Raw genomic sequence first — 10161 nt, 5'->3', positions numbered from 1 at the left:
ATGATCGGGGAGCCAACGATGGGGAGTATTCATTTTTAACGATCTGGCAGGAGTCATATGATCTGAGGGATATTCAACTAGAAGGCTTTCCCTCTTCAGAGGGTGTTTTTAAATTGAGTAGACAAAAAAAGGAGGGGTATAAACGGGACTGACCCCCGTCCGTAGGACAGGGATCAAAACACCATTGCGAATTAAGCAACCAGTTGTCGATATTCAATCGGTAACTGGTTGTTAAGTTTCGTTTGAATGCGAATTGCGTTATAGTAATAAATGTAGTTTTGAACGATCTGTACAACGATGGCCGTCGTTGTACAGGTAAAATCTTCGAGATAGAACGTTTCAGACTTTAGTGTGGAATGAAACGATTTTATGGGGCATTATCAGCGGGTGTACCCTTACGGGACATGATTATGGTAATGCCTTTTTCCTTTACAGCCTGTTGATACACATTAGATGTATAAACGGAACCTTGATCACTATGTAACATGCATCGCTCCACTGCAGGCAGCTGGTTCAACGTATCTAAAACCAAATTTGTATCTTGTGTGTCCCCAATACTGTATGCGATGATCTCGCCGTTGTACAAGTCCATGATGCTAGATAATTACAACATTTTGCTGCCGAAAGGCAGGTAAGTAATATCCGTAACTAGCTTTTGCAATGGCTGTTCCGCACGGAAATCACGTTTCAAAAGATGATTAGCAACCATGAAAGGTTGTCCAGTTCCCTTGCGTTTTTTCACTTTCACTCGACAATGCAAGCCTTCTTCTCTCATGATTCGTTGTACTCGTTTATGATTTACTTGCATCTCTCGTCGTAAAAGGGCTGTAATTTTTCGATATCCATAGCGAAACATATGTGCTAGGCACAATTCCCGACTACGTGTCACTAGTGGATTCAAATTCTGTCGTGTATTCATTTGATTTTTCCACCGATAATAGGTCGAACGAGCAATGCCCAGCCATTGACACGCTAGTTGTACAGAGACCTCTCCCTTTATGGAATCCATCCACTGGACTGCCGCTTCTGGTGACACCTCCTTTCCCACTCCTTGTACTTTTTTAGGACATCTAATTGTTGCTTTAAGAAGCGATTTTCCTGTTTCAATCTTTCAAATTCAGATGTGAATTCTGGTCCTTTTCCATACGTGTACTGTTTACCTACTGGTTGTTCAAAGCGGTGAGTCTCGCCGTTTCTATACCAACGTAACCATGTCTCCACTTGCGTTTTGTTCTTGATACAAAGGTGTTCCATTACTTCTCTCACTGATACGCCCCTCAGCCTCATTTCAACAGCCTTTAACTTGATTTCCGTTGGATAACTTACTCTCGTTGACACAGAAAAAACACCTCCAAGTTGTCCCCATATCTTACGACATGGTCGCATTCTCTTGAAGGTGTTTTGATTTGTCTTACATTATGGGGTCAGTCCCTACAGCCAGCAAACGTTAATTATCTTCAATGTGACAACCACTGTTAAACATGTTAATTGTAATCATAGTTTCACTCCTTATCTGGAACATCAGTTCTTATTAGAGATTTAACAAATATTTACATTTGAATCACCAACCTAATTCCACATAAATTATTATTATGTATAATTATCTAGATCCCGTAATAATGACTCAGTAAACCCCTACTGTGAGCGCATTTGGTTGTGAGGGTGCTTTTGTTACATACACGACATTGTCCTTGCGGTTACAAATTGTTTGTTGCCATTTTGTAAAACGAGCATTTTTACAAACCAATTTGAGCAACTTGGAGCATGGAAACCACCAGCTACAAATTTGAGCATGAAAAAACCCATAATTCAATAAGATTTACGGGTCACGAACGAAATCACATGGCCTAACTAATCGTGTATGGCTTAACCAGCCGTGGGTTATAGGAAACACATCTGCAATTCCGTATCTATTATCAGTTTGTACAATATTGCAAATAATATACCTTACTATCTATTTACCCCTATGCTAGCGTAAATGGAAGTTGCCTTTTGGAGTAGCCGACTATTAGAATAATGCTTTTTAGAGTTCAGTACATGAAATGTTAATTTCATGAACTGAAACGAAGAAACTATTTACATTTCTTTGTCTCAGGTATCGATTCTCCTAAAATCGCCGCCTGGTTGAGGTTTGTGGTGGACGCTCCTTTTACCACAACCCTATCCACTGCCAATTTTTGTCCCTCATGATGTCACCAACTTGGATGTCATTTATCAGCCTCCTCTTCCTTGCCGAATCAACGCTTCTTTCGGAGCAAAGTCCATCAACGAGTGAATGGATTGGCACACTTTTTCGATCGAGTAGCGCTCTCAGACCTCATTAATGTCCAACAGGATGACTCCCGTCGACCCTTCTCCCCATTCAGCAATGACTACTGCCCCTAAGATGGCAAACTGGTCATGAGCGAGTTAAATTGAATGCAAACCAAGTTTTTGATCCCTTTGATGAAAATCTAATAGTCACCAATGAGAATCGAATCGGGCTTAACAGACTTCAGGCAACGATTAGAGGCGGTACTAATGGACCTCTCGATGGTCACTTGATTCATACTCATTATTCTAAATAAAATCGATGCATGGGGTACCGTGATTGCTACTGGAATCACTCTAGGGCTTCATCTGACTCAGAAAATACTTAACAAAAAAAGAGGGAGTTCCCCTCTGTTTAATTGCAAAATAAATTAAGCATTATCATAAAATTATTACTTCTAAGTATGTTTAGTATACATTGGAATGGATTTACCAGTGTGTTTGTGTCGTGAAAAATGCGACGTATTAGCTTAGTCTGAATAAGTTGTTGGTTTCCCAGTTCACGTATACTGGGCTTGTGGTTTTGCCATTTGTAATAACTCAATCTTGGAACCCCTGCAATTTCGCATAGTATCTGTAAACGACGCACCTTCCCGTTGAATGGACTGGATAGCTAAATAAACATGTACCTGTCGGTTCAGCTTTAAACTCGCCTCCTTTGAAACTTTATGAGATAGAAATGAAGTAATAAAGAACAAAAGCTACAACAAAGATCACCATTGACAATAGTAAAGCTACTGTCTTTTTCGTTTTTAGAGTCATTTTGCTTCGCCTTTCATCGTAGTAAAATTGGTATACTGACTTACTTTTCTTGCAAGGCTTCTATGAGAAGGGAAGCATAATACCTGCTGCCATCAGGCTTTAAATGCACCCCGTCTTTATAGAAATAATCTCCTTTCCCTTCACTGGTTGCGTACCAGTCTACAACTTTCGCATTACTGAATTCACTGACGACTTCCTTGATAGTCGAATTAACCGTTTCTTGCCATCCTTTGGGAACTCGAGTTGTTACCACTAAAACCTTTTTAGCCTCAGAAAGTGATGTTAACAAATTGCGAAGGTGATCTTTATTGAACGGCCCGTTTGTACCGAGTTCAATAATGATGTGGTCACCGAATTTCCCTTGCTTTCCTAATTCATTAGCGACGTCCTTGGCTTGGGACATTTGTCTGCCGACCTTTCCATTCACCGTGATTTTAGGCAGCTTTTCCTTCAGATACGGTTCGATTCCCATCATTACGGAATCCCCGATGACAGTGATCCCTTCCCCATCGAGTGGCTCTACTTTCTTGATTTCAGTCTCGTTCGAAATCATCTCAGCGTTCTGTGGGGGCGGGGAATGTATGGCATCATACTGATGTGATTCAGATTGTTGGCCTTTTACTTCTATCTTTTCAGGCGTTTCTGAGGTCTCGGCACGGAGATCTAGAAATCCTACAACAAAAATTAAGATGGCGAACACCCATATCTTCCACACATGTCTTTTCCTCATTCCCTTTCTTTTCTTCATTTCCATTTCATCCTTTCATTTTGGAATTCAATCAAAATTTCTATCAAGTTATTATTTACGTAATTTTTCCATTTTTAAATCGTCTGTGTCCTTTGAATAACCCTCTCCTTCATCAGAAGGATCGACCGATTGGAATGTTTCCTGACTGATAACAGGCATATCCAAATCAGGCTGGGGCTTAGTTGTGTCCATACTCCATAATACAAGTATAAAGACGAGGATCATCAATGCTAATCCGCTTAATGGTTTGCCCATGTTACGCTTGTGAACGAGATTAAGTTGAGCCCGGAAGTTTCCCCGGCGGATCGGCTCTTCGACATACTTGTATGAGAAAGCTGACAGAATTACACTCATGGTTACTTGCAGGAGAATTTGTGTGAAACTAACCCCCTTAGTGTTGACTGTCGGACTCGATAGAACAATGACTGGATAATGCCATATATAGAGACTATAAGATCGTTTCCCAATCCAGGTCAGAGGTCGGCATGCCATGATTTTCCCTAGTCGGCTGGCTGGATGCGCCAACACTGCAATGACTGCTGCAGTGACAAAGGACAAATAGAGAAAACCGAACTGGTATAGCCAATCATCGTATTCATTCGAACGACCTATCAGGATAAGTAAGATGAGGATTCCTACCACACCGGTGATATCAAGTAACGCTCGAGCAGAAGGGTAAATCCTGTCACTCAACTTCCGGCTCGGCCAGACGACCGCCAAGGCTGCTCCAATCAGGATGGCGAATACTCGGGTGTCCGTCCCGTAATACACTCTACTTGGATCCGTTCCCGGCTCATACATTACTGCCATCGCAATAGCGGATATGGAAGCCACTAAAAGAATGGACAGCATTAGTTTTCCTCGTCGTGGCACTAGTTTTAAGCCAATCAAAAGTACAACTGGCCAAACCAAGTAAAACTGTTCCTCAATGGAAAGCGACCAAAGCAATTGGAGATGCTGGACCAAAATTCTCAAAATAGGAAACTTCATGAAAGATGAGATACCAGTTATTCATGTAAAAAAGTGAGGAGAGAAAATCCCCCTCCAATGCTTGCAGTCTGGAAACATCCGTAATCATTAGCCATAATGCTACCAACAAAAGCATGCAAACCATGGCAGGCAACAATCTACGTATTCTTCTCATCCAGAAATTCAAGATCGATAATCTATTTTTTGTTTTGTACTCCAATATGATCTGATTCGTAATAAGGTAGCCGGATAGTACAAAGAAAATCCCTACTCCCAGCAGCCCACCTTGAGCCCACTCCAAATCGAGGTGGTAACCAATCACAGCCAGGACAGACATTGCTCGTAAGCCGTCTAATCCAGGCATATAGCGTTTCATCGGTCGGTTTTGTTCCCCATTCATTATGATTCATTCCTTGTCTGTTTATGGGTTTGTGCCTTTCTCCATTACAATATAGTGGCTAGATGTCGCTAAAGTTTGATGAAGATGTAAACAAATTGTCACACCGAATGAAGGGTTTTGATAACAAAAACAACCTTATCCGGATGATGATCCGAAATAAGGTTGCTTGGAGTGAACGAGGTCATTCAAATTCTAAGATAAATGACTGCCCTTCCGTAGAATCGGTTTGCCCCTGAATGAATAGTTTTTTATTGTCGAGGCTCCAGTACATATTTGTCGGCACAATCCCATGGTAAACGGGTTCATTATACAAAACATTTCTTCCCTGCAATTTTCCTACATTAATGATATTTTCAGCATCCAATGAGTAAGCAATGCTTTTTTTGTCAGGGGAGAGTCTAAATGTAGAAATTCTTTCTAAAATTACGGAGAGTGCGCCGTTTCGCCGATCATATTCGTATAATGTTGCATCATATCCGAGGAATACAAACTGATCGTTACTAATCCATGCATTCTGCTTTCCTCCGAACTCACGCGTGAACCGTTTCTCCACTTCATTATCAGTGATTTCTCCCAATAGAATAGATCTTTTTCTACTTTGATCAATATGTTCAGGAAACATTGTAAATAATACGCCGCGGCCATCATCTGAAACATTCATACTTATGGGGGTGTCTTTTCTAGCAAAATCCTTTAATTCATAAACCTTGGAAGTCCCTGACTCCATATCATATAGTCGGAGATTGTTTTTCTCCCTTCCAGAAGGATCTATTTTTAAGTACCCCAGGTACCTACTATTATCAGACCATGATATATCTTGCACATATATCGGGTAACTGAATTTGGCTATCTCAATTTCTTTCCCGTCCTCCAATGAAAGCAGCTTCAAGTTTATGCCCGAATTGGACCTGGAAATCTCGCAGAGATGTTTTCCATCCGGAGAAAGAATCATTTGAGAGTCATCAATTTTGATCTCGGGGATGATCTGGCTTTGTTCAAATGGATAGGTCAATCGTTTCAATTGTAGACGTTCTGGTATGCTTCCAGTCTTGAATGAAGCAACGACCGATCAGATGAGGACCAACCTAACAAGTAACCCGAGCTAGTATATTCATGAGGGAGCCGATAAATCTTCTTGACTTGAAATGGACTGGAAGTCTGATCCACATTATTTATTTCCTCCTTGCTGGAAATAATAATGGTTTCTGTTTGCGGTCCTGCACTACATCCTGACAGCAGCGTAACTAACAAAGACAGAGTCCCTGACCATACTATCAATTTTTTATTAGTCATAAGCTCTTCTCCGCTTCCATCGTTTTCAAACAGTCAAATTCCACAGTAACAATCGTATGTTCATGTTGACTAACCATGGAAATCGAACCATTACATTCGTCAACAATGGACTTGACAATACTTAAACCAAGCCCTACGCTACCCTTTTCTAAATCCTTTGAGTGAGCTAAGTAGAAGGGTTGAAAAAGTCTGGAAAGCTGTTCAGCGTCGATCGGATCGCTTGGATTTTCAAAAATAAAACGGATTTTCCCGTCAACATGAAGTCCCTTCACCGTTATTTTCGAGAAGGATAAACTGTATTTGATCGCATTATCAAGCAAGTTAATAAAGAGTTGGCGTAACCTGTCTCCTTGAGCGAATACGATTATTTCTTTATCGATGTCATACGTTATACTTTTTTTGTATCGTTGAGTGCGAATGCTCATCGATTCACAGACGTCCTGAAGGATATGTCCAGCATCGACTTTGTCTAATTCATTCTTCGTGACATTATTGCGTGAGACTTCAAGTAATTTCAATACCATCGCATGTAGTCGTTTGCTTTCTTCTATGATATGATTGATTCCCTTTTCAAAGAAGATTCGGTCACTCTCACCGTTTGCTCGAATTAACTCGGCATATCCTAGAATCGAGGTTAATGGTGTCTTGAGTTCGTGGGTGACATTGTCAAAGAAAAGCTTCTCCTGTTTATGAAGCTCCTTGAGATGATCGCGATCCTTTTTGATAATGTTGATTTGTCTACTGATTTGATCAATCATGTCATTAAAATTGTCAGCTAGTCGACCAATTTCATCCTTTCGTTTAAACCGGATGCGAACGTCCAGATTTCCGTTTTTTACCTCGGTAGAGGCCCGGGTAAGTTTGCCAAGCGGAAGGGTGATATGTCTTGAAAGAATATACGAAAACAAAAATGCCGCCGCGAAAATCGCAAGCGTAATGTAGAGAGTACTTTCCAAGATTTGTCCACTTTGATGATAAAGTAGGCTAAAATCTTTGAAAAAGCGCAATATACCAACTTTTGATCCATCAATGACAACGGGATAAGAAAAAAGGACGGAGGTTTCATCATCATCATAAGTAATACTATAGGCTGTTTTGCCATGAATCGCCTCTTGTAAATCATTTTTATTCAACTGTGAAAACTTGGACTTGTCCGTAGCATACAGTAATTCGCCATCGACTGTGTAAACGCCGACGCTACTACCAGTGGCATGATTTAAGGCGTTTCCCATTTCCTCGGCCATCTCGCCAAAGTATAGTTCATCACTCGTGAAATGGTTAATAAGGAACGCTTGACGTACGTACACGTTGCTGTTACTTTTAAGCCCCTCTAATTCTGACTTAATGATATTTTGATTATTTGTCCGAATGAGCTCCTTGACCGTTTGATTAAGCACAAGAAAAGAAATGGAAAAAATCACAAGAAATCAAACAAGAAATTTAATGGTGATTTTACGTATCATTCTTATCCACCCATTTTTTTGAGCTTGTATCCAACTCCAAATACAGTCGTAATGAATTCGGAAGCATCCAGCTTTTTACGAAGTCTTTGTATGTGAGTATCAACAGTACGGGTGTCTCCGACAAAATGATATCCCCATACTATGTCAAGCAATTCCGAGCGAGTAAAGGTTTTTCCTTGATTCCTGATCAATATCATGAGCAAGTCAAATTCTTTAGGTGTTAATTCAACCGTTTGCTTGTTTTTTTGGACGAGTCGTTCCTCTACATTGATTTCGATATCTTGAAAACAAATGACGTCTGTATTCACCTTGTCTTTATCACCACTGTTTGCTTGGTCAACTCGTCGAAGAATCGTCCGGATGCGTGCAAGCACTTCACGAAGATCAAAAGGTTTTGTAATGTAATCATCTGCACCGAATTCAAGACCCAGAACTTTGTCTGTCATGTCTGATTTCGCTGTAATCATAAAGATCGGAATGTTATATTCTGCGGTTACCTTCTTGCAAATATCCAGACCGCTTTGGTCAGGTAGCATCCAATCAAGCAGCAATAAATCGGGTTGAAACAACTGGAGTTCTCTCACTCCTGCTGCTCCATTTGTCGCGATACGTGTTAGAAATCCCTCTTTTGAAAGTCCATATGAAAGTAAATCCGCAATCGGAGTATTGTCTTCGATAATGAGAATTTTTGCGTTATTCATAATGACTCCTATCTTTTTTCTTGCACGAATGTGTGTGGTATATACCCATGACATTGATACTAATGTTAAAGTTTTGACTGTAAATAATCAATCCCAATGGATGGCAGTGAGTGGCGTAACCCGTACCGCCAACTCTTCAGCCTGTTCCTTCAATGAACATCAAAGAAGAGCTGTCTTTGTGCAGCTCTTCAAAGTTGACCCCACTTAGCGTTGAGATAAGTGGGAAAAAGTATTACAACTGCCTCCCAAGTTTATGGAGATGTGTCCTACTGTACAGTCTTGAGCACTGTTAAGGATGACTGTCTACCTGGACGCCGGTATTGTTCGGGAGGCGCTAAACACCCGGTCGAAATGACGCATCAATGTCTCAAGCGGACCATTGGGCAGCCACGCGATCAACCACCCAGTCACTAGCGTTACTGCCACCACGAGCAAGTCCCTTAAAGGGATTCCCTCAAGACTATTTTCAATCCCCCCAAGTTTGAGAAACCATATCACGATGAACTGAGCCGCATACATCGTCAACGCCACGCGTCCGACTGCAGCAAAAGGCACCAGCATCACGGAAGAGGTTATCTTCGGCACGAGGCATACCAGTCCCAGTACCAATAGTGCGAGCCCCAGCCCAATCAGTGTCTGAAATGTCGAAGCAGTGTGTGGAGCTGCACTGAGAAGCATGTGCCAAAGTGGTGGTTCCGTGTTGAGCGGCCAAATTGCATACAGGTCCGGCTGGTAGCCCATGGGTACGACGCCTTGAACTCGAACCAGCCACGCCTCGAAGGAAGGACGTAATCCAGGAAGAACCAAAGGGTCCAGCACCTTACCGCCGCCGAACAATACAATACCGCCGACCGCGAGCGAGAGTGCTGTACGAATCTTGGTTAGATCAAGACGTCCGATCGCCATTCCTGTGACGAAAGCGGGGGCAAGTGCGAGAGCAGACATCGGGCCACCAGCAATATCAGAAAGAAGGTACGCTTTCGATAGGAGACTCATGCCAAGAAGCATCAGCGGTGGGGCTATCACAGTCAAAGCGGCTGCTGTCGTAACAAGGACGCGTGTTGAACGATGAACCAGGACCAACGCAAGCAAGAACATCGCCGCATAAGCGGGCAAGATCACCCCGTATCCGGTATTCAGCATGATGAGCAGGTACCCAATCACATTGATGAACACCGCTCGAGCGAGCATCCTTGCCCGAAAAGAGGTCATATCCATTTCTCGCTTCTTCATCCGTTGCGCCATAATCGAGTAGGAAATGCCACCACAGAGCACAAAGAGTAACGTTGTGTTCCCAGAGACAATCGCACCAATTCTCTCGTTTTGCCCAAAGTGCTGCAAATACATCCCTATGACTGCCAACCCCCGCGTTGCATCAAGCGCCACAAGACGCCCCATCGATTTGCCTGCAACTGCATTATTTCTCAGCCTGCTTTTTTTTGAAGACACTACATCCTCGATGCTTGCTCCCATTCCATATTCACTGCCAGACTCGTCCAGCAGCTTGTTACTGAC

7 protein-coding genes and 2 pseudogenes are annotated in these 10161 nt (G+C 42.1%); all 9 read right to left on the bottom strand.

The window, feature by feature from the left end:
• Positions 1 to 191: 191 nt before the first annotated feature.
• A pseudogene (locus tag Q3F21_RS26410) lies at positions 192 to 1338 on the bottom strand (IS3 family transposase).
• Between the two features lie 746 nt (positions 1339 to 2084).
• A pseudogene (locus tag Q3F21_RS26405) lies at positions 2085 to 2477 on the bottom strand (cation-transporting P-type ATPase); the annotation flags it as partial.
• A gap of 635 nt (positions 2478 to 3112) precedes the next feature.
• On the bottom strand, positions 3113 to 3820 hold the full coding sequence (locus Q3F21_RS26400) for a hypothetical protein (RefSeq protein ID WP_340259482.1): 708 nt from the start codon (positions 3818 to 3820) through the stop codon (positions 3113 to 3115).
• A 51-nt stretch (positions 3821 to 3871) separates the two neighbouring features.
• The gene (locus Q3F21_RS26395; protein ID WP_340259481.1) at positions 3872 to 4810 is read right to left on the bottom strand and encodes an acyltransferase family protein; all 939 of its coding nucleotides are present in this window, start codon (positions 4808 to 4810) and stop codon (positions 3872 to 3874) included.
• On the bottom strand, positions 4746 to 5189 hold the full coding sequence (locus Q3F21_RS26390; protein WP_340259480.1) for an acyltransferase family protein: 444 nt from the start codon (positions 5187 to 5189) through the stop codon (positions 4746 to 4748). The genes Q3F21_RS26395 and Q3F21_RS26390 overlap by 65 nt, the downstream gene beginning before the upstream one ends.
• A gap of 181 nt (positions 5190 to 5370) precedes the next feature.
• On the bottom strand, positions 5371 to 6210 hold the full coding sequence (locus tag Q3F21_RS26385) for a hypothetical protein (RefSeq protein ID WP_340259479.1): 840 nt from the start codon (positions 6208 to 6210) through the stop codon (positions 5371 to 5373).
• A 268-nt stretch (positions 6211 to 6478) separates the two neighbouring features.
• Positions 6479 to 7903, bottom strand: coding sequence for a HAMP domain-containing sensor histidine kinase (locus Q3F21_RS26380; RefSeq protein WP_340259477.1), 1425 nt, complete (start codon positions 7901 to 7903; stop codon positions 6479 to 6481).
• 44 nt (positions 7904 to 7947) lie between these two features.
• The gene (locus Q3F21_RS26375) at positions 7948 to 8646 is read right to left on the bottom strand and encodes a winged helix-turn-helix domain-containing protein (protein ID WP_340259475.1); all 699 of its coding nucleotides are present in this window, start codon (positions 8644 to 8646) and stop codon (positions 7948 to 7950) included.
• A gap of 303 nt (positions 8647 to 8949) precedes the next feature.
• Positions 8950 to 10161: DUF418 domain-containing protein (locus tag Q3F21_RS26370; RefSeq protein ID WP_425341307.1), on the bottom strand; the 1212-nt coding region annotated here is incomplete at its 5' end.

It is taken from the genome of Brevibacillus borstelensis, from assembly GCF_037834415.1.
Lineage (GTDB): Bacteria > Bacillota > Bacilli > Brevibacillales > Brevibacillaceae > Brevibacillus > Brevibacillus borstelensis_A.
Note: the sequence above shows the minus strand (reverse complement) of the source record. Positions and strands in the feature narration are given on the sequence as shown.